The sequence below is a fragment of the Kitasatospora sp. NPDC101447 genome, from assembly GCF_044767225.1.
Taxonomy (GTDB): domain Bacteria; phylum Actinomycetota; class Actinomycetes; order Streptomycetales; family Streptomycetaceae; genus Kitasatospora.
Genome location: NZ_JBIWNL010000009.1, coordinates 225,828 through 252,692, shown reverse-complemented (window position 1 = coordinate 252,692; position 26,865 = coordinate 225,828). Strand labels below are relative to the sequence as shown.

General features: G+C 75.2%; 25 protein-coding genes. 7 read left to right on the top strand and 18 right to left on the bottom strand.

Going from position 1 to position 26,865, the window contains the following annotated elements:
* Positions 1-92 precede the first annotated feature (92 nt).
* Positions 93-1,463, bottom strand: a complete 1,371-nt coding sequence (mshA, locus tag ACIRST_RS16635) for a D-inositol-3-phosphate glycosyltransferase (protein WP_396545225.1) — start codon at positions 1,461-1,463, stop codon at positions 93-95.
* Positions 1,464-1,700: 237 nt separating this feature from the next.
* On the opposite strand from mshA, the gene ACIRST_RS16630 reads away from it, so the two are divergent.
* Positions 1,701-2,531 carry a class I SAM-dependent methyltransferase gene (locus tag ACIRST_RS16630; RefSeq protein WP_402802889.1) on the top strand — a complete coding sequence of 277 codons (831 nt, stop codon included), beginning with the start codon at positions 1,701-1,703 and terminating at the stop codon, positions 2,529-2,531.
* A gap of 227 nt (positions 2,532-2,758) precedes the next feature.
* Here the strand turns inward: ACIRST_RS16630 and ACIRST_RS16625 are convergent, their stop codons facing one another.
* A complete protein-coding gene (locus ACIRST_RS16625; protein WP_402802888.1) occupies positions 2,759-3,319 on the bottom strand; it encodes an O-acetyl-ADP-ribose deacetylase in 561 nt (186 codons plus the stop codon).
* 239 nt (positions 3,320-3,558) lie between these two features.
* Here ACIRST_RS16625 and ACIRST_RS16620 point away from each other — a divergent pair, with 239 nt between their 5' ends.
* Positions 3,559-5,064, top strand: coding sequence for a SpoIIE family protein phosphatase (locus ACIRST_RS16620; protein WP_350521689.1), 1,506 nt, complete (start codon positions 3,559-3,561; stop codon positions 5,062-5,064).
* 128 nt (positions 5,065-5,192) lie between these two features.
* On the opposite strand, the gene ACIRST_RS16615 is transcribed toward ACIRST_RS16620, so the two are convergent.
* The 8 genes from ACIRST_RS16615 to ACIRST_RS16580 form a co-directional block, all read right to left on the bottom strand.
* Positions 5,193-5,543 carry a DUF2516 family protein gene (locus tag ACIRST_RS16615; protein WP_350521690.1) on the bottom strand — a complete coding sequence of 117 codons (351 nt, stop codon included), beginning with the start codon at positions 5,541-5,543 and terminating at the stop codon, positions 5,193-5,195.
* Between the two features lie 121 nt (positions 5,544-5,664).
* The gene (locus tag ACIRST_RS16610; protein ID WP_402802887.1) at positions 5,665-6,192 is read right to left on the bottom strand and encodes a hypothetical protein; all 528 of its coding nucleotides are present in this window, start codon (positions 6,190-6,192) and stop codon (positions 5,665-5,667) included.
* Positions 6,193-6,194: 2 nt separating this feature from the next.
* Positions 6,195-6,602, bottom strand: coding sequence for a helix-turn-helix domain-containing protein (locus tag ACIRST_RS16605; protein ID WP_396544817.1), 408 nt, complete (start codon positions 6,600-6,602; stop codon positions 6,195-6,197).
* 78 nt (positions 6,603-6,680) lie between these two features.
* Positions 6,681-7,484, bottom strand: a complete 804-nt coding sequence (locus ACIRST_RS16600) for an alpha/beta fold hydrolase (RefSeq protein ID WP_402802886.1) — start codon at positions 7,482-7,484, stop codon at positions 6,681-6,683.
* Between the two features lie 96 nt (positions 7,485-7,580).
* Positions 7,581-8,723: a MerR family transcriptional regulator gene (locus ACIRST_RS16595; protein WP_402802885.1), complete on the bottom strand. Its 1,143-nt coding sequence runs from the start codon at positions 8,721-8,723 to the stop codon at positions 7,581-7,583.
* Positions 8,724-8,757: 34 nt separating this feature from the next.
* Positions 8,758-9,615, bottom strand: coding sequence for an RNA polymerase sigma factor SigJ (gene sigJ / locus ACIRST_RS16590; protein WP_402802903.1), 858 nt, complete (start codon positions 9,613-9,615; stop codon positions 8,758-8,760).
* 114 nt (positions 9,616-9,729) lie between these two features.
* Positions 9,730-9,930, bottom strand: a complete 201-nt coding sequence (locus ACIRST_RS16585) for a hypothetical protein (RefSeq protein WP_402802884.1) — start codon at positions 9,928-9,930, stop codon at positions 9,730-9,732.
* The gene (locus tag ACIRST_RS16580; protein WP_402802883.1) at positions 9,927-13,292 is read right to left on the bottom strand and encodes an SNF2-related protein; all 3,366 of its coding nucleotides are present in this window, start codon (positions 13,290-13,292) and stop codon (positions 9,927-9,929) included. Before ACIRST_RS16580 ends, ACIRST_RS16585 begins: the two co-directional genes overlap by 4 nt.
* A 194-nt stretch (positions 13,293-13,486) precedes the next feature.
* Between ACIRST_RS16580 and ACIRST_RS16575 the strand changes: the two genes are divergently transcribed.
* Positions 13,487-14,101, top strand: a complete 615-nt coding sequence (locus tag ACIRST_RS16575) for a YceI family protein (protein WP_350521697.1) — start codon at positions 13,487-13,489, stop codon at positions 14,099-14,101.
* A 192-nt stretch (positions 14,102-14,293) separates the two neighbouring features.
* On the opposite strand, the gene ACIRST_RS16570 is transcribed toward ACIRST_RS16575, so the two are convergent.
* The gene (locus tag ACIRST_RS16570; protein WP_402802882.1) at positions 14,294-15,274 is read right to left on the bottom strand and encodes a LysR family transcriptional regulator; all 981 of its coding nucleotides are present in this window, start codon (positions 15,272-15,274) and stop codon (positions 14,294-14,296) included.
* 115 nt (positions 15,275-15,389) lie between these two features.
* Here ACIRST_RS16570 and ACIRST_RS16565 point away from each other — a divergent pair, with 115 nt between their 5' ends.
* On the top strand, positions 15,390-16,748 hold the full coding sequence (locus ACIRST_RS16565; protein ID WP_402802881.1) for an MFS transporter: 1,359 nt from the start codon (positions 15,390-15,392) through the stop codon (positions 16,746-16,748).
* A 9-nt stretch (positions 16,749-16,757) separates the two neighbouring features.
* Positions 16,758-17,237, top strand: a complete 480-nt coding sequence (locus ACIRST_RS16560; RefSeq protein WP_402802880.1) for a macro domain-containing protein — start codon at positions 16,758-16,760, stop codon at positions 17,235-17,237.
* A 79-nt stretch (positions 17,238-17,316) separates the two neighbouring features.
* On the opposite strand, the gene ACIRST_RS16555 is transcribed toward ACIRST_RS16560, so the two are convergent.
* Positions 17,317-17,856 carry a GNAT family N-acetyltransferase gene (locus ACIRST_RS16555; protein ID WP_402802879.1) on the bottom strand — a complete coding sequence of 180 codons (540 nt, stop codon included), beginning with the start codon at positions 17,854-17,856 and terminating at the stop codon, positions 17,317-17,319.
* Positions 17,857-18,039: 183 nt separating this feature from the next.
* Between ACIRST_RS16555 and ACIRST_RS16550 the strand changes: the two genes are divergently transcribed.
* Positions 18,040-18,840, top strand: a complete 801-nt coding sequence (locus ACIRST_RS16550) for a TetR family transcriptional regulator (protein WP_350521702.1) — start codon at positions 18,040-18,042, stop codon at positions 18,838-18,840.
* Between the two features lie 139 nt (positions 18,841-18,979).
* Here the strand turns inward: ACIRST_RS16550 and ACIRST_RS16545 are convergent, their stop codons facing one another.
* Together ACIRST_RS16545 and ACIRST_RS16540 are read right to left on the bottom strand one after the other, a co-directional pair.
* The gene (locus ACIRST_RS16545) at positions 18,980-20,260 is read right to left on the bottom strand and encodes a GNAT family N-acetyltransferase (protein ID WP_350521703.1); all 1,281 of its coding nucleotides are present in this window, start codon (positions 20,258-20,260) and stop codon (positions 18,980-18,982) included.
* A 40-nt stretch (positions 20,261-20,300) separates the two neighbouring features.
* Positions 20,301-20,822 carry a GNAT family N-acetyltransferase gene (locus ACIRST_RS16540; RefSeq protein WP_350521704.1) on the bottom strand — a complete coding sequence of 174 codons (522 nt, stop codon included), beginning with the start codon at positions 20,820-20,822 and terminating at the stop codon, positions 20,301-20,303.
* 129 nt (positions 20,823-20,951) lie between these two features.
* Here ACIRST_RS16540 and ACIRST_RS16535 point away from each other — a divergent pair, with 129 nt between their 5' ends.
* Positions 20,952-21,275, top strand: coding sequence for a hypothetical protein (locus ACIRST_RS16535; RefSeq protein ID WP_350521705.1), 324 nt, complete (start codon positions 20,952-20,954; stop codon positions 21,273-21,275).
* A 64-nt stretch (positions 21,276-21,339) separates the two neighbouring features.
* On the opposite strand, the gene ACIRST_RS16530 is transcribed toward ACIRST_RS16535, so the two are convergent.
* The 4 genes from ACIRST_RS16530 to ACIRST_RS16515 form a co-directional block, all read right to left on the bottom strand.
* On the bottom strand, positions 21,340-22,707 hold the full coding sequence (locus ACIRST_RS16530; RefSeq protein WP_402802878.1) for a C40 family peptidase: 1,368 nt from the start codon (positions 22,705-22,707) through the stop codon (positions 21,340-21,342).
* 238 nt (positions 22,708-22,945) lie between these two features.
* Positions 22,946-24,019 (bottom strand): hypothetical protein, encoded by a 1,074-nt coding sequence (locus ACIRST_RS16525; RefSeq protein WP_350521707.1) that lies wholly within the window; start codon positions 24,017-24,019, stop codon positions 22,946-22,948.
* A gap of 88 nt (positions 24,020-24,107) precedes the next feature.
* Positions 24,108-25,955 (bottom strand): threonine/serine exporter ThrE family protein, encoded by a 1,848-nt coding sequence (locus tag ACIRST_RS16520; RefSeq protein ID WP_402802877.1) that lies wholly within the window; start codon positions 25,953-25,955, stop codon positions 24,108-24,110.
* A 210-nt stretch (positions 25,956-26,165) separates the two neighbouring features.
* Positions 26,166-26,819 carry a VTT domain-containing protein gene (locus ACIRST_RS16515; protein ID WP_350521709.1) on the bottom strand — a complete coding sequence of 218 codons (654 nt, stop codon included), beginning with the start codon at positions 26,817-26,819 and terminating at the stop codon, positions 26,166-26,168.
* Positions 26,820-26,865 lie beyond the last annotated feature (46 nt).

Here is a 26,865-nt window from a genome sequence, read left to right as displayed (position 1 = left end):
ACGTTACTCGCCGGTACCGGGCGGGCGCAGCCTCAGGTGAGCCAGTCCGGGCGGACGCAGCCTCAGGTGAGCCAGTCCGGGCGGGCCCAGTCTCAGGTGAGCCGGCGCCGGGCGGCGGCCAGCCGACCGGCCGGGCGGGCCAGGCTGCCGGCGTACACCTCGGCGGTGGTCGCGGCGGCGGTGTCCCAGCCGAAGCCCGCCGCGTGCCGGGCCGCCGCCGCACCGCGCCGGGCCACCAGCGCCGGATCGGTGACGTACGGCTCCAGCGCGTGCGACCACTCCAGCGGGTCGTGGCCGCGCACCAGGCTGCCGGTCTCGCCCTCCCGCACGGCGACCGGCAGGCCGCCGACCGCGGCCGCCACCACCGGGGTGCCGCAGGCCTGGGCCTCCAGCGCCACCAGGCCGAAGGACTCGCTGTACGAGGGCATCACCAGGGCCGTCGCCGCGCGGTACCACTCGGCGAGCCGCTCCTGGCCGACCGGCGGGTGGAAGCGCACCACGTCGGAGATGCCGAGCTGGGCGGCGAGCTTGTGCAGGCTCTCCGGCCGGGCGAGCCCCGTGCCGGACGGCCCGCCGACGACCGGCACCACCAGGCGCTCGCGCAGTTCGGGGCGGCGGGCCAGCAGCGCGGCGACCGCCCGCAGCAGCACGTCCGGGGCCTTGAGCGGCTGGATCCGGCCGGCGAAGAGCAGCACGGCGGCGTCCTGCGGCAGGCCCAGTCGGGCCCGGGCGGCGGCCGGCGCCGCGGCGCCGGCGGGGCGGAAGACGTCCAGGTTGACCCCGGGGTGGACGACGGCCAGCTGGTCCGGCCGGGCGGAGTAGTGCAGCGCCAGCTCGGCGGCCTCCTCGGTGGTGTTGGCGATCAGCCGGTCGGCCGCCTCCACCACCTGGGTCTCGCCGATCACCCGGGCCACGGGCTCGGGCGTGTCACCCTCGGCCAGCGCGGCGTTCTTGACCTTCGCCATGGTGTGCATCGTGTGCACCAGCGGGACGCCCCAGCGCTGCGCGGCCAGCCAGCCGACCTGGCCGGAGAGCCAGTAGTGCGAGTGCACCAGGTCGTAGTGGCCGGGGCGGTGGCCCGCCTCCGTGCGCAGCACCCCGTGGGTGAAGGCGCAGAGCTGGGCCGGCAGGTCCTCCTTGACCAGGCCCTCGTACGGCCCGGCGGTGACGTGGCGGACCAGCACGCCCGGCGCCAGCTCGACCGTCGGGGCGTCGTCCGAGCAGATCGCCCGGGTGAACACCTCGACCTCGATGTTGAGGTCGGCCAGGCGCTTGGCCAGCTCGACGATGTAGACGTTCATCCCGCCGGCGTCCCCGGTGCCGGGCTGGTGCAGCGGCGAGGTGTGGACGCTGAGCATGGCTATCCGGCGCGGCCTGCGGCGGCCCGGGACGAGCGACTGGAGCCGGCCGCGCGCGGGCACGGCGGACTGGGCACGGCGTACCGAACGGACGGGGTGCTGGATCACCTGGCTGAAGCCTCCTCTGTGCGGCCCGTCTAAGCGGTCCGCGCCGGGCCGCCCGTTGTCCGGTGTGCGCTGCCCCGTCCGGGCACACATCACCACCAGTGTGCCAACCACGCGGGCGGCGCCCGGCATTCCCGCTTCGGCCCACGAGCATCACCGGACCGTCCGGCCGGCCGAACGGACCGGCATCACCCCAGGTCAGCACGGTGCCGCCGGGCCCCGACTACCCTTCTGGGCATGGCTGCCTCCTTCGACCCCGCGACCGCCGCGCCCTCCCGCGGGCGGACCGGGCGCCCGGTGGGGACCGTCACCCGGGGCACCACCAACACCAACCGGCTGCGCCGGATGGACCGCTGGATCGCCCACACCCTGGGCCGCACGCTGCGCGCCGCCGCGCTCCCGCCGGTGGCGGTGGACCTCGGCTACGGCGCCGCGCCGTGGACGGCCGTCGAGCTGGCCGCCCGGCTGCGCGCGGTGCGGCCGGACGTCCGGGTGGTCGGGATCGAGATCGAGCCGGAGCGGGTCGCGGCCGCGCTGCCGTACGCCGAGCCGCCGCTGCTCACCTTCCGGCGCGGCGGCTTCGAGGTGCCGCTGGACGGCGCGCCCGCCCGGCTGATCCGGGCGGCCAACGTGCTGCGGCAGTACGACGAGGCGGCGGTGGCCGGGGTCTGGGAGCGGCTGTGCGCGCGGCTCGCTCCGGACGGCCTGCTGGTCGAGGGCACCTGCGACGAGATCGGGCGGCGGCACGTCTGGGTCGCGCTCGGCCCCGAGGGGCCCCGGACGGTGACCTTCGCGGCCCGGCTCGGCGGCCTCGGGCAGCCCTCCGACCTCGCCGAGCGGCTGCCGAAGGCGCTGATCCACCACAACGTGCCGGGCCGGCCGGTGCACGCCTTCCTGGCCGACTTCGACCGGGCCTGGGCGGCGGCCGCGCCGTACGGGGCGTTCGGGGCCCGGCAGCGCTGGGTGGCGGCCTGCACGGCGCTCGCGGGCAGCTGGCCGCTGGTGGACGCGCGCGGGCGGTGGCGGCAGGGCGAGGTCACGGTGCCCTGGTCGGCGCTCGCCCCGTAGGCACCGCGGCTGCCCGTGGCGGTCGCGGTGGTGGCGGCCGCGGTCGCGGTGGTGGGTGTGGGCGTGGGGCCGCGGTGCCGGCGGGAGCTGGTGAGCGACCCGATACATTCACTCGAACGAGTTATCGAATATCTCTGGCGTGTTGACGCCTCGTCACGCCACGATGGACCCGACCGAGCGGCGACACCACACGCCGCCCGGTGCGCACCACGCCCCGCCGTCAGCCGTCAGTCGTCCCGCCCGAGCAGCTCCCGCCGGGCCCGCTCGAACACCTCGTACATGTCCGACCCGAACAGCACGAACCGCGCCTCCACCGGCTGCGCGCCCGCCTCCGCGTCACCGCTGTCCAGCACCTCCGCGACGGTGCCCAGCGCGATCCGGGCCGCGTCCGCCGGCGGCCAGCCGTAGATCCCGGCCGACACGGCCGGGAAGGCCACCGTGCGCGCGCCCAGCTCCGCCGCGACGCGCAGCGACTCGCGATAGCAGGAGGCCAGCAGCTCCGCCCGCTCCTCGTACTCCTCCGCCCGGTACACCGGCCCGACGGTGTGCACCACCCACCGGGCGGGCAGCCGTCCGGCCGTCGTCGCCACCGCGCGCCCGGTGGGCAGCCCCTTGCCCCAGTGCGAGGCGCGCAGCCGGCGGCACTCCTCCAGGATCTGCGGCCCGCCCCGGCGGTGGATCGCACCGTCCACCCCGCCACCTCCCAGGAGGGACGAGTTCGCGGCGTTCACCACCGCGTCCACCTGCTGTTCCGTGATGTCACCCTCGACCAGGGTGATCCGTGTCACCACCGTCTGCCCCCTTCTCCGCCCCGCGCGGCAGCCGCCGCACCGGGCATCCGAGCCGTCGTCCGAGTCCGATCACCACACCGCCACCGGCGTGGCAATAACCACAACGGCGCCGGTCGGCCGAAGAAATCCCCGGAGATCACGTTATGGTCGCGAGAAGTTCCCCGACGCACGGTGCCAGCCGGGCACTGCGGACGGACGTCGACCGTTACGCAGTCGGGGAAAGGGAGGAACCACCGATGCCCGCAACGGGAGACGGGCGGGCACCTGGTGCCGCGGACCTGCCGGGCGCCCACGGCGCCCCCGTCGGCCATGCCCGCAAACGCCCGGCCACGACCGGCCCGGTGACGGCTCCCCCGATACCTCACCCCCGCTCGCAGGCGCTCCGGGCCGCGCACGCCGCCCACCCCTCCCACATCGCCGAGGTGGCCCCCGCACCGGGCCCGGAGGGCCCCGCCGACGGCGCCGCGCCGCTGCGGCTGCTGGTCATCGAGGACGACGCCTCGGACGCCCAGCTGATCAAGGCGGCGGCGGCCGACAGCGGCACCTCGATCGAGATCCACTGGGCCCGCGGGCTCGACCAGGCCATCGCCCAGCTGGCCCGGCCCGCGCTCGCGAACCGGCGCGGCCGCTCCCGCGGCCCCGAGTTCGGCTGCGTGCTGCTCGACCTCGCCGCACCGGCCGACCTGCCGCACCCGTCCGACTCCTCCGACGGACTGGAGGGCCTGCACGAACTGCTCCGCCGGGCCCCGCACATCCCCGTCGTGGTGCTCACCGACGCGGCCGGGGCCGAACTCGGCGCGGCCGCCGTCGCCGCCGGCGCCCAGGACTTCCTGATCAAGCACGAGACGGACGGCCCGCTGCTGGCCCGCGCCCTGCGCTACGCCGTCGAGCGCAAGCGCGCCGACGAGTCGCAGCGACGCCTCGTCGAGGCCGAGCTGCGCGGCCAGGAGAACGCCCGCCTCCAGCGCCACCTGCTGCCCACCCCGCTGCTGGACGGCGCCGGCCTCTCCTTCACCCGGCGCTACCGCCCCGGCCGCCGCCGCGCCCTGCTCGGCGGCGACTTCTACGACGCCGTGCGCACCGACGACGGCACCGTCCACGTCGTGATCGGCGACGTCTGCGGGCACGGCCCGGACGAGGCCGCGCTCGGCGTCGCCCTCCGGATAGCGTGGCGCACCCTGGTCTTCGCCGGCCTCACCGGCGAGACCCTGCTCACCACCCTCCAGCACGTGCTGGAGCACGAGCGGCGCAGCGACGAGATCTTCGCGACGCTCTGCATGCTCGTCATCGCACCGGGCGGCTCCGACAGCGCGCTCGACTCGCTCGGCACCGGCGAGACGGCCCGGCTCTACCTCGCCGGGCACCCGGCCCCGCTGCTCCTCGGCCGCGACCACGAGCCGGTCACCCTGCCCGCCGACCTCGCCGGGCCCGCGCTCGGCCTGCTGCCGTGCCACGACGGGCAGGCCGCCTGGCCCGCCCACGAGGTCGAACTCCGGCCCGGCTGGCGGCTGTTGCTCTACACCGACGGCCTGATCGAGGGCCGGGTCGGGGCCGGCTCCCGCCGGCTGGGACAGGACGGGCTCGCCGGGCTGGTCGGCGACCACCAGGCCGCCGGGCTGACCAGGGGGCGGCTGGTCGACAGCGCCATCGCCGAGGTCGAGGAGCTGAACGGCGGCGCACTGACCGACGACGTCGCGGTGCTGCTGCTGGAGCGCAACCCGGTGCAGCTGATCCTCGGCTGACGGACCGACAGATCGACAGGCCGGCAGCTCGACGGACCGGCAGACCGGCGGACCGACGGGGCACCGGACACGCAGCGGCCCGGGCGGGTGAACTCCCCGCCCGGGCCGCTGCGTTGTCGCTTTCCGGCCTACCAGGGGCCGTACGGGCCGGTGTTGCTCCGGCCGCCCCGGCCGCCGCCACCGGTCAGCGCCCGGATCGCGGGGCGGACGTCCACCACGTAGACGATCGAGGCGACCAGACCGGCCAGCGTGCCGATGCCGGTGAAGAAGTTCACCCCGAACAGGAAGTCCCAGCCGAAGGAGATCGCGAGGATCGCGACCCAGAACCCCTTGGTCTTCTTGTCCGCCGCCCGGTACGCGTCCTCCCGGCGGGTGGCCGCGTCGACCAGGGCGAACAACTTGTAGGCCAGGATGGCGATCGTGGCCCACCAGATCGGGTTCAGGTAGGAAAAGGCCAGAATCTGGAGCACTCCGACCATCACGATCTCCTCAGTCTCTCGATTCCGGCGTCACGACCGCCGTCCATCCTGGCACGGCGGCCACCCGCGCGGGTGTCAACGTTCCGTGGCCACCGGATGTGCCCTCCGTGGAGGGCCGTGCTCACTCCGCGTCGGCGGCGACGGACTTGCGAGCCCGGGCGGACTTCTTCGGCGCCGGCTCGGCGGCCCCGTCCGCCACCGGTTCGGCCTCGACGACCGGCTCGTCCTGCACCGGCTGCGCGGCCGGTTCGGCGGCCTCGGCCGGCGCGGCCGGGCGGGCCTTCTCCACCACGACCTTGCCGCGCTCGGCCAGCTCGTCGTACGTCTCCTTGGCCTTCACCGCCAGCTCGACCGCGCGGCCCACCTGCTGCAGGGCGAAGCCCTGGGCGCGCTCCTGCAGGGCCTTGAGGTCGGTGGGCAGGGCGTTGACGGCTTCGCCGACCTTGGCCGGAGCCCCGATCAGCAGTGACTGCGCCTCCTGGAGCCTGGCACCGGCCTTCTCCTGGGTGCCCTTGCGGTCCGCCGCCAGCGCCTCGACCTTGCCCGGCACCTCGCGCAGCTTCTCGTACGCGAGGTCGCCGGCGCCGGCCAGGGCGTACAGCGGGGTCGGGTCGCTGAGGGTCTTCTTGATCTCGTCGGTGATCGGCATGGTTACCGGTCCTCCCGGTGGGTGTTCTGGGTGGCTGAGCCGTCGGTCGTCGCACCGGGGACCGGAGCGGCGTTCTCCTTGAGGAAGGCGTCGTAGACCGCGAGCAGCGCCTGCTTCTGCTGCTCGTTGATCAGCGGATCGGCCAGGATCGAGGCCCGCAGTTCCAGGCCCTCACCCCGCCGCTCCTCCAGGATCCCGGCCTGGACGTACAGCGTCTCCGCCGAGATCCGCAGCGCCTTGGCGATCTGCTGCAGGATCTCCGCGCTCGGTTTGCGCAGCCCGCGCTCGATCTGGCTGAGGTACGGGTTGGACACGCCGGCGGCCTCCGCCAGCTGCCGCAGCGAGTACTGCGCGCTGCGGCGCTGCTCCCGGATGTACTCGCCGAGCGAGCCGACGTTGAGTGAGGCCATGCGGACAGCGTGCAGCACCCTGCTTGCAAATGCAAGCAGGGTGCTAGCGCGAGCAAACGTGTCGGGCCGGCGGGCCGGTCAGGACAGGTGGGCGAGCAGCAGCTCGGTGAGCCGTTCGGGGGTGCGCAGCGGGAGGTAGTGGTCGGCGGCCGGGACGAGGTGGCCCCGGGCGCCCGGGATGTCGGCGGCGAGCCGCTCGGCGATCGCCGCGATCTCGGGGTGGTCCCGGTACCCGTGGACGACCAGGGTGGGGGCGCCGACCTCGCCGAGGCGGGACTCCGCGGACCGCTCGGGCGCGCCGGTCAGGTGGCGCTCGCTGACGATGCGGCGGGCCGCGTTCTCCTCGACCATCGCCGCGATCAGCTCGCCGCCCGGCGCCGTCCGGCCCATGGCGGCCCAGACGGACAGCTCCAGTTCGGCCAGGGCCGCCGCGTCGCCCCGTCGGCGGGCCTCGGCGTAGGCGGTGGTCCCGGGCGACGCTGGCCAGTCGTGGCCGCTGACCGAGGCGCCGACCAGCGCCAGGGCGGTCACCCGGCCCGGATGGGCGAGGGCGAAGTCCAGCGCCGTCTCCCCGCCCATGCTGAGGCCGACCAGCGCGGCGCTCGCCAGGCCGAAGTGGTCCAGGACGGTGCGCAGGTCCTCGACGTCGTCGAACGGCCGCTCCGGCTCGGTCGAGCGGCCCAGCCCGCGGGCGTCGTAGCGGATCACGTCGTGGTGTCGGGCGAGTTCCGGGAGGACGGCGTCCCACAGCCGGGAATCCATGCCGGAGCCGTGCAGCAGCACCACCGGGCTGCCGGAGCCGTCGCGCGCCGCCCACATCCGGCCTCCGCCGGGGGCGGGGACGTGGACCTCGGACCCGGGGCGACCGGTGCGCTGGCTCATGCGGCGATCCTCTCAGAGCTCCGCGCGGCCGGACCGGTCCGGCCGGGCGCCCCCGACCGGGCAGGCAGGCACGCATGCAGAGCCTGACCGGACCGGTCAGGCGGGCTCGGGGAGCCGGATGGGCATCAGGACGGAGAAGGTGCCCTCCCGGCCTGGGGTGCGGATCGCCAGCGGGGCGATGGGGCCGCCGAGTTCGAGCCGGAGCTGCTCGGGGCGCCCGGCGTCCAGTGCGTCGAGGAGGAAGTCCCGGTTGACGGCCACCCGGAACCCCTCGGGGGCGTCATCGTCGGCGACGGCCAGCCGGCCGTCACCGGTCAGGGTGAGGACGGTGACCTCGCACTCGGCGCCGTGCGGGCCGGAGGGCAGGGTCCGCGTGGCCCCGGCCTCGACGGCGGCGCGCAGGTCGGCGGCGGGGAGGGTGATCCGGTGCTCCGGTTCGAACCTGGTGACGGCCCGGTGGTCGGGATAGTCGAGGTCCGGGGCGGCGCCCTCGATGCGGTGCCCGCCCGTCTCGGCGCGGACCAGGCCGCCGCCGAGGGTGAGCGCGACCTCGGCGTCCCCCGGGCCCAGCAGGGCGCGCAGCGCGTCCACCAGTGGGGTGGGGACGATCGTGCCGGCCACGGGCTCCTCCGGCACGTCGCCGGAGGCGGGCACCTCGGCGAAGGCCATCCGGTAGCGGTCGGTGGCGACCAGGCGCAGTACCGGGCCGTCCGGCTCGAACAACACCCCGGCGAGGGAGGGCAGCTCGGGATCGCCGCCGACTGCGAAGCGGACCGCGTCCAGGGCGGCGGCCAGCGCACCGGCCGGGACGGTGAGGCGCGGGGCGGCGGGGCCCGGGGTGGTGGAACTTGGGGCGGTGGAGCGGTGGTCGGCGGGGTCGGTGGTCATCGGCTGCTCCCTCTGGTCGATCATCGCGCGGATCAGGGAGAGCTCGCGGCGGGCGTCGGCAAGGCCGTCCTCCAGCCGGCGCAGGTGCGCGTCGAGCACCCGGCGGGCGTCGCCGCTGCCGGGTGCGGCGCCGAGCACGGCGCGGATGCCGGCCAGCGGCAGGCCGACCCGGCGCAGCCGGGCCAGCAGCCGGGCGTCGGCGAGCTGGCCCGGCCGGTACCAGCGGTAGCCGGTCTGCGGGTCGACCCAGGCGGGCGCGAGCACCTCGGCACCGTCGTAGTAGCGCAGGGTGCCGACGCCGAGGCCGCTGGCGCGGGCCAGCTCGCCGATGCTGTGCAGCTCGCTCTCCATACCGGTGACTCTGCGGGCTCGACCTGGTCGAGGGTCAAGCCCGCTCGGCGCCGGTGCCGGGGACGGCCAGGTGGGTCAGCTTCTGCGGGTTGCGGACGGCGCGGATCGCGGAGATCAGGAGCGTGCCGTCCGTCCCCGCGACGAAGTCGAACACCGAGACGGAGTCGACCGCGCCGTCCACGGTGACCAGCAGGCCGGGCTCGCCGTTGACCAGGACCGGGTGCACGGCGGCGTCCTCGCCCAGCTGGCGGAGCACGCCGAGGGTGAAGCGGGCCACGTTCTCGGCACCGGTGACCGGGCGCAGCGCGGCGCGGATGACGCCGCCGCCGTCGCTCCAGGTGGTGACGTCCGGGGCGAGCAGTTCCAGCATCCGGTTGAGGTCGCCGCCGACGCAGGCCGCCAGGAACCGGTCGGTGGCGCGCCGGCGCAGCTCGGGCGGGGCGTCGTAGCGGGGCCGGCGGGCGCGGACGTGCGCCCGGGCCCGGCTGCCGACCTGCCGGCAGGCGGTCTCGGTGCGGTCCAGGGCCTCGCCGATCTCCTGGTAGGAGAAGCCGAAGGCCTCCTTGAGGACGAACACCGCCCGCTCCAGCGGGGACAGGCTCTCCAGCACCACCAGCAGGGCGAGCGACACGGTCTCGGCCCGCTCGACGCCGTCGGTCGCGTCCGGCTCGGCGACCAGCGGCTCGGGCAGCCACGGGCCGACGTAGGACTCGCGGCGGACGACGGCCGAGTCCAGCCGGTTGAGGGCGAGGTTGGTGACCGTACGGGCCAGGAAGCCGCCGGGGCTGGCGACCTCGCCGGTGACCCGGCTCCAGCGCAGCCAGGTGTCCTGGACGAGGTCCTCGGCGTCGGCGACGCTGCCGAGCATCCGGTAGGCGATGCCGAAGACCATCCGCCGGTGCCGCTCGAAGTCGGCCAGCCGGGTGTCGGCCGGCCGGCCGCCGGACGGCCGGGTGTCGTTGCTGTCGGTCACCCCCGGGACGTTACCGCACGGTAGCGGCGGCCCTCAGTCCCGGAAGGCCTCGTACGCGGGGGCGAGCAGGACGGCGAGGTCCCGGCCGTGGACGGTGATGCCGGAGCGGCCGAGCCGGCGCGGCGAGGGCTCGTCCGGCCGGTCCGGGCCGTCCTCGGGAGGGGCCGGGTTCAGGGTGAAGTCGCCGCGCCAGTAGGCGGCGACGTTGACCACGGGGGCCGGCTGCTCGGTCACGCGTCCTCCTCGGTCACGGAACCCCGGGCTGCGCTGTCCCGAGCTGCGGCGCCCCGGGCCGGGGCGCCCAGGGCTGCGGCGCCCAGGGCCGGAACGTCGAGGGCCGGGGCGTCGTCCTCGGCCACGGCGTCCTCCCGGGCGAGGGCGACCAGTTCGCGCAGCGCGTCGGTCGGCAGGTCGGTGAGCCAGTGCTCCCCCTCCCCCACCACCGTCTCGGCCAACGACCTTTTGGCGGTGAGGAGTTCGTCGATCCGCTCCTCGACGGTGCCGACGCAGACCAGTCGGCGGACCTGGACGTCCCGGCGCTGGCCGATCCGGAAGGCGCGGTCGGTGGCCTGCTCCTCGACCGCCGGGTTCCACCAGCGGTCCACGTGGATCACCTGGTTGGCGGCGGTCAGGTTGAGACCGGTGCCGCCGGCCCGCAGCGAGAGCAGGAACACCTGCGGCCCGTCCGGGGATTGGAAGCGCTCGACCAACTCCTCGCGACGCGCCCGGGGCACACCGCCGTGCAGGTAGAGCACCTCCTCGCCGAGCCGGCGCTCCAGGTACGGGCGGAGCATCGCACCGAACTCGGCGTACTGGGTGAAGACCAGCGTCCGGTCACCCTCGGCCGACGCCTCCTCCAGCAGCTCGGCCAGCCGGGCGACCTTGCCCGAGCGCTCGCCCAACGCCGAGCCGTCGTGCAGCAGTTGGGCCGGATGGTTGCAGACCTGCTTGAGCTTGCCGATCGCCGCCAGCACCGTGCCGCGCCGCTCCACGCCCCGGATCCCCTCGACCCGGCGCAGCAGGTCGGCGACCACGGCCTGGTAGAGGCCGGCCTGCTCGGCGGTGAGGTTGCACCAGACGGTCATCTCCTGCTTCGCGGGCAGCTCGGCCGCCACCGCCGGGTCGGACTTGAGCCGCCGCAGCACGAACGGCGCGGTGCGGCGCCGGAGTTCGGTGGTGCGCTCGGGGCTGCGGTGCAGCTCGACCGGGATCGCGTAGCGCTCCTTGAAGCGCTCGGCCGGGCCGAGCAGACCGGGGTTGGCGAAGTCCAGGACGGCGTGCAGTTCGGAGAGCCGGTTCTCCACCGGGGTGCCGGTGAGCGCGATCCGGTGGCGGGTGACGGGCAGGGCGCGGATCGCCCGGGACTGCGCGGTGCCGGTGTTCTTGATGTGCTGGGCCTCGTCGGCGACCACCCGGCGCCAGCGGATCGCCCGCAGGGCGGCTAGGTCGCGCTGGACCAGCCCGTAGGTGGTGATGACGAGGTCCGCGGACCGTACGGCGTCGGCGAGTTGCCCGGCGCCCAGGCGGCCGGCGCCGTGGTGGACGTACCGCCGCAGGGAGGGGGCGAAGCGCTCGGCCTCGCGCTGCCAGTTGCCGACCAGGGACATCGGGCAGACCAGCAGGGTGGGGCCGGCGCTGCCCCCGGACGGCTCGGCCTGCTCGGCCCGCCCGGCCCGCTCGGCTTGCTCGGCCTGCTCGACGGCCAGCAGGGCGAGGGTCTGGACGGTCTTGCCGAGCCCCATGTCGTCGGCCAGGACGGCGCCGAGGCCCAGCCCGGACATCGTCCGCAGCCAGGCCAGCCCGCGCTCCTGGTACGGGCGCAGCACGGCCCGGAAGTCCGGTGGCAGCACCGGTGCGGGCGCGGCGTCGGCGCGCCCGGCGAGCAGGTCGCCGAGCGGGCCGTCGAGCTGCACGGACACGACCGGCAGCCCGGCGACCGAGGCCTGCGGGTCGAGGGCGAGCCGCAGGACGTCGGCGGTGGCGGGCACGCCGTCGCGCCGGTCGGCGAGGAAGGCGAGCGCGGCGGCGATCTGGGCCGGGTCGGCCTCCAGCCAGGTGCCGCGCACCCGCACCAGCCCCTGCTTGGCGGCGGCCAGTTCGGCCAGCTCCTGCTCGGTGAGCGGGGCGCCGTCCGGGCCGAGCGCGGCCTGCCAGCGGAAGGCGACCACGGTGTCCCGGTCGACCTGGGCGGAGACCGCGAGCGAGCCGGGCGCGGGTGGGGTGGTGGCGCGCAGGGCGAGCCCGAGCCGGGGGCGGCGGCGCCACCAGGCGGGCAGCAGCACACCGAAGCCGCCCTCGGCGAGTTCGGGCGCGCCGGTGCGCAGGAAGTCCAGTGCGCCCGCCCGGTCCAGCGGCAGCGCGGACGGGCGGGAGCGGTGGCGCAGGGCGTCCAGGGCGGGCCAGCGGTGGGCGGCGCGGGCGAGTTCGGCGACCAGGACGTCGGCCGGGTCGTCGGCCTTGCGGGCGAGGGCGGCGTGCGCGGCCCCGCCCTCGTGCAGGTCCGCGGCGCGGACCAGCAGGGACGGCTCGTCCACCGCCTGGAGCAGGAACTCCAGCCGCCAGGCGTCGTCGGAGGGGCTGCCCGCGGGGTCGTCGGGGTCGGGGCCGAGCGGCTCGACCAGGCGGAAGCAGAGCCGCAGCGCGGGGTCGGTGGGCTCGGCGGCGGCGTACCAGGCGGCGACCCGGCGGCGCAGCTCGGCGAAGCCCTCGGCCGGGACGTCGCCGAGAAGGCCGTCGGGGGTGGTGAGGGCGTGCAGCCAGCGCTCGGCGACGGCTTCCCGGGGGGCCGTCCCGCCCTTGCCCGGGAGGAGGGGCGGCGCGGAGGCCAGGGCGGCGCGGGCCTCGGCGTCCACCAGCGCACCCAGCGCGGCACCCAGCAGTGCCTCTCCGGTGCCGGCGCCGTGCGGCCACTCCCCCAGCAGGACGGGCGGGCAACCGGCGGCGAGCGCGGCGGCCTCGCGGCGCCCGGCCGGGGTGGGGTCGGGCCGCCAGCGGGCCTGCGGGCGGCTGTCGGCCAGGACGGGCAGCGGCAGCACCCGGCCCCGGCCGACCGCCCGCCAGGCGAGGTCGTGCACCCCGGTGAGCCAGCGCAGTGAGGGGCCGTGGACGACCTCGACGCGCCCGGCACCGGCCAGGTCGGTGCTGGTGACGGCCCAGTGCGGGTCGAAGACCTCGCCGAGCAGCTGGGCGGCGGCGCCGGCGTCGAAGAGCAGGGCCGGCACCCGCCAGGGGGCGAGCACCGCACCGCCGCGCGGCGGGGTGACGGGCAGGTCGGGCGAGGGCGCGGGGGCCGAGCCGACGGTGGGCAGCAGCAGGGTGGCCCAGCGCTCGGGGGCCTGTCCGGCGAGCCAGCCGAGGCCGGGGCCGATGCCGCCGAGCACGGCGGCCAGTTCGCCGGGCGGGCAGGCGTACGGGTGGGCGCGCGGGAGGGGCCGGTCGGGCGGCGACTCGGCGGTGCCGGGGTGGGCGGCGGCACCGGGGTGGGCGGTGCCGGGGTGGGCGGTGCCGGGGTGGGCGGTGCCGGGGTGGGCGCGGGCGTCCTCGGCCCAGAGCGCCAGCTGCCCGTCCGTCCGCCAGAGCGCGTGCAGGACGAACATCGGGGGCCTTCCGGGCGGGTGGGGACCGTCCTTCGCAGCCTAGTCGGGAGGGCTGACAGAGCCGGTCCGCTGGGCCGTTCGGATGAAGTCCGGGACTCGCCCGAGACTCATGGTTGAAAGTTGAACGAAACTGCCCTACGCTGGAGCCAACAAGTTGAAGCCTAAACAAATGGCTTCGGACCCGAGGAGGAGCCATGGGCCTTTTCAACCGCACCAAGACCGCCGTTCCCGCCACCGCCGCCGCTGTCCAGACCCCGGCCGGCACCGACCTCGCCCACCTCACCGGCGACTGGGCGGTCGACACCACGCACAGCGAGATCGGCTTCTCGGTGCGCCACGCCATGGTGACCAACGTCAAGGGCCGCTTCACCGAGTACGACGGCAAGCTGCACCTGGACGGCACCACGCCGCACAACTCCTCGGCCGACCTGGTGATCAAGGTCGCCAGCATCGACACCAACCAGACCCAGCGCGACGAGCACCTGCGCACCGGCGACTTCTTCGCCGCCGACGCCCACCCGGAGATCCGCTTCCGCAGCACCTCCGCCGAGCCGCTCGGCGACCACGCCTACCGGATGACCGGCGAGCTCACCATCAAGGGCACCACCCGCCCGGTCGTCCTGGACCTGGAGTACACCGGCAGCGCCACCGACGCCTACGGCGCCGAGCGGGTCGGCTTCGAGGGCAAGGCCGTCGTCGACCGCACCGAGTTCGGGCTGACCTACAACGCGGCGCTGGAGACCGGCGGCGTGCTGATCGGCGAGAAGGTCAAGCTCAACTTCGACATCTCCGCCGTCAAGGCCGCCTGACCCGGGCCCCCACCGGCGGGCCCAGCCCGCCCCCGTACGCCGCCCCTGCCCCTCCCCCCGAGGCAGGGGCGGTTCCCTTGTCCCGGTCGGGGCCCGTGCCCCCGTGCCCCTGCCGACTCCCTCGTGCCCGCCGGCCCCCGTGTCCCGGTCGGATCCGGCGCGGGCCGGCTCCCCGCGACAGGCCGAGCCGCGTCACCCGGCCGGGAGCAGCGCCGCGTCGGCGTCCGGCAGCCAGCTGCCCGGCGGGCGGCGCAGCCAGCCCTCGACCGCGCCCAGTCGGGCGGCCGCGTCGGCCAGCGCGCGCAGCCCCGGGTGGTGCTCGTCGGGCCGGTGCACCAGGCTGACCAGGCTCAGCGGCACCGGGTCCACCAGCGGCACGTTCACCGTGCCGGGGATCCTCGGCCCGCCGACCGTGGTCAGCATCGGATCGCCGTGCCGGGCGAGGTAGCGGGCGGTCTCGTCCACGCCGACCGGCGGGACGTACGGGTCCGCCGCCGTCAGGCCGTGTTCGCGCAGCAGCCGGGCGCCGAGGTCGGCCCACTCGGTGGTGGCCGGGTTGCCCGCGCAGATGTCGACGGGGTGCCCGACCAGGTCGGCCGGGCGCAGTGCCGGGCGGTCGGCCAGCGGATGGGTGTCCGCCATCATCACCGAGACCCGTTCCAACCGGACCGGCAGCTGGACGAGTCGGCCGCGCACCGGGGCGGGCAGCCCGGCGAACCGGCCGAACGAGGCGTCCAGCCGGTGGGCCAGCAGTTCGGCGGCGGCCGCGGCCAGGCCGCCGTGGAAGCGGGCCAGCAACTCGCCCTCGGGCCAGACGGCGCGGGCCCGTTCGAGCACCCGGTCCGCGGTGAGGTCCGGGCCGGTGACGTCGCTGTTGAGGTCGAGCAGCAGCGGCCGGGCCGCGGTGCCTCCGCCGGCGTCGGCGAGGATCTCGTCGTGCAGGGCGAGGAGCCGGCGGACCCGGGGCAGCAGTCGCTGTCCGGCCGGGGTGAGGTCGACGCTGCGGGTGGTCCGGGTGAACAGCGCGGTGCCGAGCAGCCCCTCCAGTGCGCGGATGTCCCGGCTGAGCGCCTGCTGGGCGATGTGCAGCCGCTCGGCGGCCCGGCCGAAGTGCAGGGCCTCGGCGGTCGCGACGAAGCCGCGGAGCAGGCGGGGGTGCAGGTCACGGGGCATGGGCGGCAGATTAACAACAGCGTGTTGTCAGTGCGGCGGAACAGGTGTTGGACGGCGCCCGTCCGCTGCCGCGAGGCTGTGGGGCATCCCCCCTTCTTCCTGTTCAGGAGCCCGATTGCCCCCGCGCGCCGTCCCCGCCGGTCCCCGCCCCGCCCGTACCTCCTACCGGCGGCTGTTCGCGGCCCCCGGCGCCGCCGCCTTCACCCTGGCCGGGCTGTTCGGCCGGGTCGCGCTGTCGATGACCGGCGTCTCGCTGGTGGTGCTGCTCTCCGAGCGGCGCGGCTCGTACGGGCTGGCCGGGACGGTCTCCGCGGCCGGACTGGTCACCGGCGCGATCGGGATGCCGCTGATCGGACGGCTCGTGGACCGGTACGGGCAGGCGCGGGTGACGGTGCCGGCCGCGCTGTACAACGCCGTCCCGCTCACCGGGCTGCTGCTCTGCGTCCGGTTCGGCGCGCCGGACTGGACGCTGTACCTCTGCTCCGCGGCCTGCGCCGCCACGCCCAACCTCGGCGGCATGGCCCGCTCCCGGTGGGCGCACCTGTACCGGGACGACCCGGCCGCCCGGCACCTGGCCAACTCCTTCGAACAGGCACTGGACGAACTCTGCTTCATGGCCGGGCCGGTGCTCGCGATGCTGCTCTGCACCACGCTCGCCCCGGAGGCCGGGCTGGTCACCGCCGGCACGCTCGGCACCGCCGGCGCCCTGCTGTTCGCCGCCCAGCGGCGCACCGAACCGCCGCTGCCCCCCGCCACGACCGCGCGGCGGACGCCGGCCGGGCAGCGGCACGGCTCTCCGCTGCGGGTGCCCGGGCTGCGCGTCCTGGTGCTGACCTTCCTGGCGACCGGCATGGTCTTCGGCGCGACCGAGATCACCACCGTGGCGTACGCCGACGCGCTGGGGCACAAGGCGGCGGCCGGCGCGCTGCTGGGCCTGGTCGCGGCGGGATCCTGTGTGGCGGGGCTGCTGTTCGGGTTGCTGACGCCGCGCCGGGCGCCGGGCACGCGCTTCCTGGCGGGGGCGTCGGCGATGGTCGGGGTGCTGCTGCTGCCGCTCGCCGCCGGGCTGGGCGGGGCCGGGCTCGGCGTGCTCGGGGTGGTGCTGTTCGCGGCCGGCACGGCCACCGCGCCGACCATGGTGACCGGGATGACGCTGGTCCAGGAGCTGCTGCCGCAGCGGCAGTTCAACGAGGGGATGGCGATGGCGGTGTCCGGCATCGTGGTCGGCATCTCGGCCGGCGCGGCGCTCGCCGGAACGATCGCCGAGCACGCCGCCCCCGGCACCGGCTACGCGCTGCCCGCCTCGGCCGCCGGGCTCGCGTTGCTGATCGCGCTCGCCGGTCGGCGACACCTGCGGACAGCCCGGCCGTCGACGGCGGCTCCGGAGGACTCGGCCCCGGAGGGCGCGACTCCGGGTCGCGCGGCTGACGCCGCGACGAAAAATCCCGAGCGGGTTGTCAGTGCCTCCGTCTAACTTCGAGTCATGGCGGAAATCACCTACGTCCGAGGCGATGCCACCACGCCCCTCGGCAAGGGCGTGAAGGTGATCGCGCACGTCTGCAACGATCTCGGCGGCTGGGGCAAGGGCTTCGTGCTCGCGCTCTCCAGACGCTGGCCCGAGCCCGAGGCCGCGTTCCGACGCTGGCACCGGGAGCGGGCGAAGAACGACTTCGGCCTCGGCGCCCTGCAGTTGGTGCAGGTCGAGCCGTACGTCTGGGTGGCCAACCTGGTCGGCCAACGCGGCATCCGGACGGGGCGCTCCTCCGGGGTGCCGGTCCGGTACGAGGCGATCGACACCGGGCTGGCCGCCCTGGCCGAGCACGCGCTCGGGCTCGGCGCCTCCGTCCACATGCCGCGGATCGGCTGCGGACTGGCGGGCGGGCGCTGGGCGAAGGTCGAGCCGCTGGTCACGGCCCGGCTGACGGCGCGCGGCGTGCCCGTGACCGTCTACGACGTCGACTGACCACCCCGCTCGGGGCCCTTCCCGACCCTGAGCCCCGTCCCTGAACTCCCGAACTCCGCCCCTGTCTCCGGCGGCCCGGCTACGACTCCGACCGACCCGGCCAGGCGTACACGTACTCGGGCAGCAGGAAGCCGCCCGGGAAGACACCCTCCTGCGCCCGGACCCGCACGGCGCCCTCGCGCTCGTAGAAGGCGATCGCGCGGGTGTTGTCGCGCAGCACCTCCAGGAACAGCTCCGCCCCGGGGTGGCGCTCGGCGACGAAGGCACGGGCCGCAGCCAGCAGCACGCGGCCGATGCCGCCACCGGTCAGACCGGGGCGCACGTGCAGGTTGTCGATCAGCACCCGGCCGTCCGGCTGCGGGACGAGGTAGACGAACCCGGCCGGCTCCCCGTCAGTTTCGGCCACCAGCAGTTCGGGCGTGTTCTCCGGCTCGCCGTAGTCCGCGTCCAGGCGCAGCTCCCACAGTTCGCGCCGCTGGCCGACCATCCCGTCGCCGAGCGCCTCCTCCGGGACGATCCCCAGGTAGGCGGTACGCCAACTGTGGGCGTGCAGCTCGGCGATCGACTCCGAGTCCTGCGTCCCGCCGCGCCGGATGACGACCTCTCCTGCCCTGATCATGTGACCACCCTCCCACACAGATGGAGTTGAACATGTTCAACCGAAGCGTCTACAGTTCTGCCAACCTTTTGAACGTGTTCGAATCACGGGGGGTGGTGGTCGTGGCACCGGGTACGGAGGGGACACCCGGTGCCACGAACACCGACACCGGCTGGAACCTGGTCTCCGGCTAGGCTCGTTCCCGTGGACGACCTGGCAGCGACGAACCGAACGGACGGCGAGAACGGTACGGCCGAGGACTCGGCCGCGCCCGGCACGGAGGGCGGGCCCATGCCCGGCGGCCGGGCGCAGCCGAAGACCGACAAGAGTGAGGCGACCCGGGCGCTGATCCTGGAGACGGCCATGCGGCTGTTCCAGGAGCGGGGCTACGAGAAGACCACCATGCGCGCCATCGCCACCGAGGCGGGCGTGTCGGTGGGCAACGCCTACTACTACTTCTCGGCGAAGGAATTCCTGATCCAGGGGTTCTACGACCGGATGACCTACGACCACGCGGAGGACGCCAGGCGTCGCATGGCCCACACCCGGGACTTCTCCGAGCGGCTGCAGATCGCGCTCACCTCCTGGCTCGACACCGCCGCGCCGTACCACGAGTTCTCCGCGCAGTTCTTCCGCACCGCCGCCGACCCGACCAGTTCGCTGAGCCCGTTCTCCAACGAGTCCCACCCGGCCCGGGCCACGGCGGTCGCACTGTTCCGCGAGGTCCTGCAGGGCTCGGAACTGGCGCCCAAGCTGGACGCCGAACTGGTCGAGCTACTGCCCGACGTGCTGTGGCTGCACCTGATGATCGTGGTGCTCTACTGGGTCTTCGACCGCACCCCGGACACCGAGCGGACCAGGGAGTTCGTCCGGCGCTCCACGCCGCTGGCGGCCCGGGTGATCAACCTGTCGCGCTACCGGGTCTTCCGGCCGATCGTCCGGGACGCCAAGGGCCTGATCCAGGACTTCATCCTGCCGACCATCGGCAAGACGGCCGTCAAGTAGCGGCCGACGGAGGCGAATCGGAGACGACGGAGGCCGGCCCCACGACGGAGGCCGGCCCCACGGCGGGGCCGGCCTCCGTCGCGTCCCGCCGGATTCCCGGGATGTCGCGTCCCGGCGGATCGGGGGTGATCGATGCGGCTCAGAAGTTGTCCGGGTTCCAGGCCTGCAGCGGAGTGCGCAGCAGCAGGTCCGCTGCGGCGGCCGCCCCCGGGCGCAACTCGGTGACCAGCGCAGCAGCGGCCAGTCTCGGGGCCGTCTCCGCGCCGAGGTAGAGCGAGCCCAACTCCGTCGCCCCGAGGGCGAGGTCGGCGTCGTCCGTGGTGCGGGTGCAGCGGCCGGTGCCGTCCGCAGCGGCCTCCAGCGCCCAACGGCCGGACGCGAAGCCGAGCTTGTCGTCGACCTCCAGCACCACCCGGCCGGGGGCGGCGTACGTCCGGGCGGCGAAGGCGGCCTCGACGTCCAGCACACGCAGCCACAGGTAGTCCGAGCTCTCCTCGTGCGGGGTGGCCGCGCGCCGGTCCCGGAGCAGCAGCGGCAGCGGGTCGTCCGGGGAGGCGTTGGCCACCGCGATCCGGGCCACCCAGTCGACGGAGAACAGGAAGCGCCAGAGCTCGACCGTGGTGGGCAGGTCGAGGGCGGTGAACTCCTCGACGGTGAGCGTGCAGTCGGGGTAGTCGCCGTCCCACTTGTCGTCGACCCGGTAGACCACCAGACCGGTGACCGCGCCGTCGGCGTCCCGGTGGACGGCCGCGAACGGCTCCTTGAAGTCGAAGCCGGGCACCCGGAGCTCGCCGGTGCTGCGCTGCCACCACAGCTCGTCGCGGTCGATCGCGCCCGGCTGGGTACGCCGCCAGCGGTCGTGCAGGCCGGGGCCCAGTTCGCGCAGCTCCGCCATGGTGACGAAGTCGATCCGGCCGCCGGGGACGCCCGGCAGGCCCTCGCGCAGGCCGCGGGCGCGGCGCAGGTCGACCCGGAAGCCGGCGCCGCGGGTGGCCGGGCCGAAGCCGAACCGGCCGTAGATGCCGTACTCCGCGGCGATCAGGATGGCGACGGCCGTACCGCGCCCGGCGGCGGCCGCGAGGTCCCGGCGCATCATGGTGCTGAGCAGGCCCCGGCGGCGGTGGGTGGCACTGACCGTGACGTGGCTGATGGCGTCGGCCGTGATGACGGCCCCGCCGGGGACGGTCAACTCGGCGTCGAAGCTGCGGAAGGTGGCGATCTGACGGTCGCCGTCGAAGCCGGCCAGCAGCCGGCCCGGCTGCCACTGCCGACGGCGCACGTCCGCCGCGCTCGCCACGTGCGGGCGCAGGAATCCGAGGGCCAGCGCGCGGTCCCAGGCCGGCACCTCGTCCTCGGAGACGGCCCGAACCCGGAGCCCGTCCACGGTGTCGACGGTCGCGTGATCGATGCTGTTGCCCATGGGGCCACGGTACGGCGGCCCCCCGGCGGCAGCACCCGATTTATTCCGTGTCCGACCCGACGTGCTCCCCCGGCACCACCACCCAGTGGTTGGTCCGCAGGACCCGGTCCGCGAAGCCCAAGTCCCGCTCGCCGAGCAGCCGGAAGCCCAGCGCCCGGCAGATCCCGTTGGACGGGCCGTTGGCCACCCCGGGGTTGGCGTGCACCTCGCCCCAGCGGCCGTCCGCGGCCGCGGCGTCCAGCACCCGGCGGACGGCCCGCTTGGCGAGCCCGCGGCCCTGGTAGGCGGGCAGCACCATCCAGCCGATCTCGGAGACCGTCTCGCCGTCCTCCTCGCCCGACCAGAGGTTGACCGTGCCCGCGGCCTCGCCGTCCCCGGAGCCGTCCGGGACGATCATCTTGACCCAGCAGCGGTCCGCCGCCGCCTCGACCACGTCCTTGCGCAGCCGCTCCTCCACCCTTTCCCGGGGCAACGGCCCGCCCAGCTCGGCCATCATCACCGGGTCGCAGCGCATCCGGATGTAGGCCTCGACATCCTCCGCCCGAACATCGCGCAGCAGCATGACGCCTCCTCAGAACGGTCGAGCGACCACGCTAACCCCGACCACCGACATTGGTGGCGGGGATCGCCTTCCTGCCATCCTCGTGCCCTCATCCACGTGACGGACGGACGATCTCCCGAGGGGGGAGCCATGGACGACGAGTACCTCCGCAGGCTGAAGGAGTACGAGGGCCGGAGCACCACCGTGAAGGCGCTGGGCGCGCTGACGGTCGCCGGCTGGCTCTGGGCGGCCTGGCTGCTCCTCTCCTCGGCCGGCGGGGACTGCGGCTCCCCGGCCTTCTACGCGCCGGGCAGCTTCCACCTGCAGGAGGTCTGCGACTCCGAGGTCATCGGCCGGATCGGCGGGGCGGTCGCGGTCGTCCTGCTGACGCTCCCGCTCTGCGCGGCCTGGATCTGGACCGGCCTCGGGCTGCGCGCCCGCCGGGAGGAACTGGGCGTCCTGCTCGACCGATGACGCGCTCGGTGATCACGGTCGGTGCTCACGGCCGGTGCTCACGGCCGGTGCTCACGGCCGGTGCTCACGGCCGGGCGTAGAAGTCCGGGGTGCCCATGATCCAGAGGCTGGCCTGCTTGATCGGCATGCCCGCCCGCGGGGCCTCGATCATCTGGTCGTCGCCGATGTAGAGCCCCACGTGGTAGATGTCGGCGGCCTGTCCGGTGTCCGTCCAGAAGACCAGGTCCCCGGGACGCAGCTGGCGGTAGCCGATCCGGGTGCTCCGGGCGTACTGGTCGGCCGCGAAGTGGTTGAGCTGCCGGCCGCCCTCGCGCCAGGCCATCATGGTCAGCCCGGAGCAGTCGTAGCCGCCCGGCCCCTCGCCGCCCCAGACGTAGGGCAGGCCGATCTTGGACTTGGCGAAGGCGACCGCCGCGGCCGCGCCCTCGGCGGACCACGGCCGCTCGGCCGGCGGTTCGGCGGACGGCATCGCGGACGGCTCGGCGGAGAGCTCGGCGGACGCCGGTGCGGGCGGAACGGCGGGCGCCGGTGCGGGCGGCTCGACCGGCGGCACGGCGGAGGCCTTGGCGGCGGCTGCCGCGGCGTCGGCGGCCTCCGCCTCCCGGGCGGCCTGCTCGGCGGCGGCTCGGGCGGCGGCCTCGGCCCCGCGGGCGGCGATCGCCTCCAGCGCCTCGCGGCGCCTGCGTTCCAGCTCGACGGTGGTGTTCCGGGCGCCGGCCAGCTCGGTGAGCAGCTGCTCGCGGTGCCGGGTGGCGGCGGCCACCTCGCCCTGCTGGGCGGCCAGCCGTTCCTCGGCCCGGGCCCGGGCCGCGCCGACCTCGGCGGCGGCCTTCTCGGCTGCCCCGGTGGCGGTGCGGGCGGCGGCGGAGGCGCTCCGGGCGACGGCGGCCGTCGAGGTGGCGGCGTCCAGGACCTGCCGGGTGCGCTCGCTGGCCTGGCGGACCGCAGCGGCGCGGTCACCGGCCTCGCGCGCGCCGTGGGAGCCGAGCAGCGCGTTGAGCGCGGACAGTTCGGCGCCCGCGCCCTGACGGTACGTCTCGGCGGCGAGCCGGGCGGCGTCCTCGGCGGCGGCCGACCGTTCGGCCTCGGCGACGGCGGCGCGGCGCGCGGCGGCGCTCTCCTCCGCCCGGGCCCGGGTGAGGGCGAGCCGGGCGCCGTTGTAGGCCTCGACGGCGTGTCCGGCGCTGCGCCCGGCCCGGTCCAGGTCGGTCCGGGCGGCGGTGAGCGCCGTCTCCAGAACGGCGACCGAGGAGGCCTTGCCGTCGGCCTCGGCCCGGGCGCGGTCGATCGCCTCGGTGCTCGGGTACGGCTCCTCGCCCCGGGCCCGGCCGACCGCCGGATCGCCGTCGGCCGCGACGGCCTGGGCGGTGGGGAGCAGCCCGAACAGGGCGGTGAGCGACAACAGGAGGGTCGGCAGGAGCCTGCGCGCCACGCGACGTCCCTTCTCACGGGTCCGGAGGGGGCGGCGGCGGACGGCGCACGGCGCACGGGCGGCGGGCGGCCGGCCGGCAGGAGTCCGACGAATCATCCCCTCATGTGACAGAACAGTCACATGGCGTCATGTTCTCAATTCCGGCGGCCTGCGCATCGGCAAAGCGCTCCGCCGGTCGAGTGACCATCAGATGATCCGATCCGAAGGCGACTCCGACCGGACGCCCGCGGTGCACGAACTACCGGCGGACCCGGCGGGTGTGCGTCCGCAGCCGGGGGTGTCGCTCGGGGCGGCGCTCCAGCCCGGTCGGACCGACGGCGTAGGTCCGGCTGCGCCCGGCCCGGACCGTACGGCGGCGCTGCTGCGCCCGGTGGGTGCGGACCGGACCGGCCGTGGACGTCTGGCCGTCCCCGGTCGGGGGCTTGGCCGTGGCGCCGGCGGCGGCCGCCGAGCGGCGGTCGGCCAGCCTGGCCCGGCGGCGGGCCAGCCCCCGCGCGGCGTGCGCGTCGAGGTGGGCGGTGGCCCGGGCGGCCATCCGCTCGGCGACCCGGTGGGCGGCGGGGTGGTTGGCGGGCACCTTGTCGGGGGCGCCGGCGATCAGGTCGAAGAGCCAGGTGCGGGCCCGGTCGGCGCGCCGGTGCAGCAGGCGCTCGCGCCGCAGCGCGCGCGCCCGGCGGCGGGGGCGCGCGGAGTAGCGCCAGCGGGCCCAGGGGCTGCTCGGCCGGGCCAGCCGGATCGCGCCGATCCAGGACAGACCGGGGACCATGATCCCGAGCAGGCCGGTCCACATCTTCCCCTTGATCAGGGTGATCACCGAAGCCAGCGCGTTCACCGAGATGACCGTGATCAGGCCCCACCTGGTGTCCTCGCCGGGCAGCGCGCCGAACGGCACGTACCCGATCAGCAGCAGGGCGGTGAACAGGATCCCGAAGATCACCGCGTCCACCGACTTGCGGCCCTGCTCGCTCCAGTACACGTCGTCCAGGTGCAGGATCAGCGCGAACTCGTCCAGCACCAGGCCGCAGCCGATGCCGAAGGCCAGCCCGAACCAGTCCATCCATGGCTGCCCGCCGTAGGTCGCGAACACCCCGATGCCGCCGAGCAGCAGGAAGCCCAGGCCGAACACCATGTGGTGGATGTGCAGGCCGCCGGGGGTCACGTTGCCGGGCCACCAGCGCACCTGGGCGCGGATCATCCGGACGCTGAACCGGATGAAGACGAACGACGTGATGAAGCCGACCAGCAGCAGGAACAGCGGTTGCTTGTGCGCGTTGACGATGTGCTCGCGGTAGCTGTCCAACAGTGTGGTCATGCGACTTACCTTCGTTCCTGGTCCTGCGTCCTGCCTGCGGTGACATGGCCCGGGGCCCAACGGGCCTCCAACACGGGTCAACGCACGGTCAGAACCCCCGGGTGCGCTTGGCCGCCCGGCGCGGCACCGCCGGGTAGAGCGACGGGAGCTCGGCACCCACCGGCAGCTTCAGGAACAGCCGGGCTATCTCCCCGCCGAGGTTCACCCCGACCGCCAGCGCCATCGCGATCGCCGCCGCCCGGAAGACCGACACCAGACCGGCGCTGGAGTGGCCCTGCGCGAAGGCGAGCATCCCGAGGTAGAGCGCCGAACCCGGCATCAGCGGGCCGATCGCGGCGGTCACGTACGGCAGCGCCGAGCCGTTGCGGTAGCGCGCCATCAGCTGCCCGAAGAGACCGACCAGGCCGGCCGCCACGCCGGTCGCCGCGATCGGGTTGACGCCCGCGTTGTAGACCAGCGCGCCGTAGCTGGCCCAGCCGATGCCGCTGTTGGCCGTGACCAGGGCGAGCGTGCGGCGGTCGGTCTGCAGCAGCATCGCGAAGGCCAGGGTCAGCACCATCGCGGCGACCATCTGCACCGGCGGGTAGCTGATCCCGACCAGGCTCTCGTCCGGCCGGAGCTTCGCCTCGAAGCCGACGCCCAGGTAGAGGATCACCATGACGCCGATCACGATGCCCGCGACCAGGTAGATCACTTCCAGCAGGCGGGCCGCGGCGGTGATGTAGAAACCGGTCAGGCCGTCCTGCACGGCGGCCACCAGGGCGCGCCCGGGCAGCAGGGCGAACAGGCCACCGGTGATCACGACCGAGCCGCGCAGGCCCCAGTCGTTGAAGGACAGGATGATCCCGGAGGCGGCGGCCGGCATCGCGGCCGCCACGAACTGGTAGAACTCCGGCAGCCGGCGCCGGGCCAGCCCGGAGGCCATCCGGTCGCCCAGGACGGCCGCGATGAAGGCGCTGGCGAAGACCAGCCAGGCCTTGTCGTCGAGCCGGCCGCCGACCAGGAAGGTCGCCGCACCGGCCAGCAGACCGGTGGTCAGGGCGAGCAGCCAGGCCGGGTACGGGTGCCGGTTGCGGCGGATCAGGGCGAGCCGGCGGTAGGCGTCGTTGACCGACGTCTTCTCCGCGGTGATGTCCGCGACCAGCTCGTACACCGCGTTCAGCCGGGTGTAGTCGGAGGTGCGCCGACGCACCACGCGGTCGGCGGTGACCGGCGGCTCGACCAGCGAGGGCTGGTGCGAGATGCCGATCAGGGTGAAGGTCACCTGCGGCTCGCAGCGGTCCAGCCGGTAGGCGTGCGCGATGCCGAGCATCGCCGCCTCGACGTCCTCGGCGGCCTCACCGCTGGCCAGCAGCAGCTCGCCGAGGCGCAGGGTCAGGTCGAGGATGCGGGGGACGTTGCGGGCGGTGCCCGCCGAGGGGTGCAGCTCGCGGGCGGTCCGCTCGAAGGACGGGCGCTCGGACATCGGGGTGCGCAGCAGCGTGCGCATCCGGTCCGGCCAGGGCGCCTCGCCGGGCGCGCCGGCGGTCAGGTCGGGGATCGGGATGCCGGTCGGCGGGGTGTACCCGGCCGCCCGCCACTCCTCGGGCGTGAGGGTGTCCTCGGCGACCGAGCGGCGGCGGGCCGGGCGGGCGGCGCTCCCCGGGGCGGCCTCCCCGGGAGCCGCGGCCCGGTCGGCCGCCTCCCGGGGGCGCACGTCGACGGTGAGTTCCGGGTGCGGCCCGGCGGACGCCGGGGGCCCGGGGAGCGGCGCGGGCTCGACGGGCGGCGCGGGCTCGACGGGCGGGGCGGGCTCGACGGGCGGGGTGGGCTCGGGCGCCAGCAGGCCCTTGGTCTCCGGGACGGGCGGGAGGAGCGGGACGACGGTGGTGTGCTCGACGGGCGGAGCGGGGTGGCCGAGCAGGCCCTCGGTGGGCGGGGCGTCGGCGGGGTGCACCGGCTTCGGGGGTGTCTGCCGTGCTTGGCGGACCGCCCGGCCTCCCCTCGCCCGCTTGCCCGCACCCGGTCGGCCCCGCTTAGGCACTTCCGCTCCTTGCCGCCCCTGGGGGCCACCGGCCACCCACCGCTCGATCTCGGGTTACACCTTGCCTGATCGAACAGCCGGACGCACATGTACGCGACGTCCCGTGGCCCGGGCCACGGGCGCCTACCCGGCGCGGTGGCGGGTGGCGGGTGCCGTGCCGGACCGGCGGGCCCGCAGCAGCTCGATCGCCACCGGGACCACAGAGAGCAGCACGATGCCCACCAGGATCGCCTCGATGTTGTCCCGGACGAACGGGATCTGCCCCAGGAAGTAGCCGAGCACGGTGACCCCGCCGCCCCACAGCACGCCACCGACCAGGTTGAACACGACGAAGCCGCGGTAGTTCATCCTGCTCACCCCGGCGACGATCGGGGTGAAGGTGCGGACGACCGGCACGAAGCGGGCCAGCACGATCGCCTTGGGCCCGTGCCGGTCGAAGAAGGCGGCGGCCTTCTCGACGTTCTCCTGCTTGAAGACCCGCGAGTCGGGGCGGCGGAACAGGCTCGGGCCGACCTTCCGGCCGAAGAGGTAGCCGACCTGGTCCCCGGCCACGGCCGCGGCCACGATCAGCACGCAGACCAGCCAGAGCGGCTGGTGCAGGTAGGTGCCGCCGGCCACCAGTAGACCGGTGGTGAACAGCAGCGAGTCGCCGGGCAGGAAGAACCCGATCAGCAGGCCGGACTCGGCGAAGACGATGGCCAGGATGCCGAGCAGGCCGAAGGTGGAGATCAGGGTGGTCGGATCGAGCCAGGACGGGCCGAGGGCGAGGCTGGTCACGGTGCGGGCACTCCCGGAGGTCGAGTCTTGGCAATGCAACGGTAAA

Bases quoted from the DNA above. Each gene is read 5' to 3' on its own strand.
- ACIRST_RS16560 (WP_402802880.1), top strand. From the start codon at position 16,758: ATGGCGGAAATCACCTACGTCCGAGGCGATGCCACCACGCCCCTCGGC.
- ACIRST_RS16525 (WP_350521707.1), bottom strand. From the start codon at position 24,019: ATGACCACACTGTTGGACAGCTACCGCGAGCACATCGTCAACGCGCAC.
- ACIRST_RS16545 (WP_350521703.1), bottom strand. From the start codon at position 20,260: ATGGGCAACAGCATCGATCACGCGACCGTCGACACCGTGGACGGGCTC.
- ACIRST_RS16595 (WP_402802885.1), bottom strand. From the start codon at position 8,723: ATGGAGAGCGAGCTGCACAGCATCGGCGAGCTGGCCCGCGCCAGCGGC.
- sigJ (WP_402802903.1), bottom strand. From the start codon at position 9,615: ATGGTCTTCGGCATCGCCTACCGGATGCTCGGCAGCGTCGCCGACGCC.
- ACIRST_RS16600 (WP_402802886.1), bottom strand. From the start codon at position 7,484: ATGAGCCAGCGCACCGGTCGCCCCGGGTCCGAGGTCCACGTCCCCGCC.
- ACIRST_RS16540 (WP_350521704.1), bottom strand. From the start codon at position 20,822: ATGCTGCTGCGCGATGTTCGGGCGGAGGATGTCGAGGCCTACATCCGG.
- ACIRST_RS16570 (WP_402802882.1), bottom strand. From the start codon at position 15,274: ATGCCCCGTGACCTGCACCCCCGCCTGCTCCGCGGCTTCGTCGCGACC.
- ACIRST_RS16580 (WP_402802883.1), bottom strand. From the start codon at position 13,292: ATGTTCGTCCTGCACGCGCTCTGGCGGACGGACGGGCAGCTGGCGCTC.
- ACIRST_RS16535 (WP_350521705.1), top strand. From the start codon at position 20,952: ATGGACGACGAGTACCTCCGCAGGCTGAAGGAGTACGAGGGCCGGAGC.
- ACIRST_RS16615 (WP_350521690.1), bottom strand. From the start codon at position 5,543: ATGGTCGGAGTGCTCCAGATTCTGGCCTTTTCCTACCTGAACCCGATC.
- ACIRST_RS16555 (WP_402802879.1), bottom strand. From the start codon at position 17,856: ATGATCAGGGCAGGAGAGGTCGTCATCCGGCGCGGCGGGACGCAGGAC.
- ACIRST_RS16620 (WP_350521689.1), top strand. From the start codon at position 3,559: ATGCCCGCAACGGGAGACGGGCGGGCACCTGGTGCCGCGGACCTGCCG.
- ACIRST_RS16575 (WP_350521697.1), top strand. From the start codon at position 13,487: ATGGGCCTTTTCAACCGCACCAAGACCGCCGTTCCCGCCACCGCCGCC.
- ACIRST_RS16630 (WP_402802889.1), top strand. From the start codon at position 1,701: ATGGCTGCCTCCTTCGACCCCGCGACCGCCGCGCCCTCCCGCGGGCGG.
- ACIRST_RS16610 (WP_402802887.1), bottom strand. From the start codon at position 6,192: ATGCCGATCACCGACGAGATCAAGAAGACCCTCAGCGACCCGACCCCG.
- ACIRST_RS16605 (WP_396544817.1), bottom strand. From the start codon at position 6,602: ATGGCCTCACTCAACGTCGGCTCGCTCGGCGAGTACATCCGGGAGCAG.